The 439-nt window shown below is 66.7% G+C and carries 1 pseudogene; it reads right to left on the reverse strand.

Going from position 1 to position 439, the window contains the following annotated elements:
- Positions 1-68 precede the first annotated feature (68 nt).
- Positions 69-439, reverse strand: a pseudogene (locus CWM66_RS28590) (trigger factor); the annotation flags it as partial.

The following is a 439-nucleotide window of genomic DNA, read 5'->3' on the forward strand; positions in this document are numbered from 1 at the left end:
GTTCAGGGCTTTGGTCTCAATGCTCATCGGTCTTCCTGTTGTGGCACCGACCTGCGCCGGCACCCGGGTCAATTGCGGATCGCATCCTGGAACGACAGGGCCTGCTCGGTGTGCTGGGCGCGCTCTGCGATCCAGTCGATCACCTGCTCTTCCATCACGCGGTTCTGGAGGCTGCCCATCAACTGGGGGTCGTTTCGGTACATCTCAATGACCTGCTCCGGCTCCTCGTAGGTGGAGGCGATCAGGCGCAGGGTCTCGTTCACGCGCTTGGGGTCCAGGCGCAGCTGGTTGGTGCGGGCGACCTCGCCGACCAGCAGGCCGACCAGCACGCGCTTGGAAGCAGCGTCCATGAAGCCCTGGTGGGCATCGGCCGGCGGCTGGCCCGGGTCGCGCCCGGCCCGGCGCATCTGCTCGACCTGCTGCATCAGCATGCTGCGGG

It is taken from the genome of Kosakonia sp. H7A, assembly GCF_003028445.1.
Taxonomy (GTDB): domain Bacteria; phylum Pseudomonadota; class Gammaproteobacteria; order Enterobacterales; family Enterobacteriaceae; genus Kosakonia; species Kosakonia radicincitans.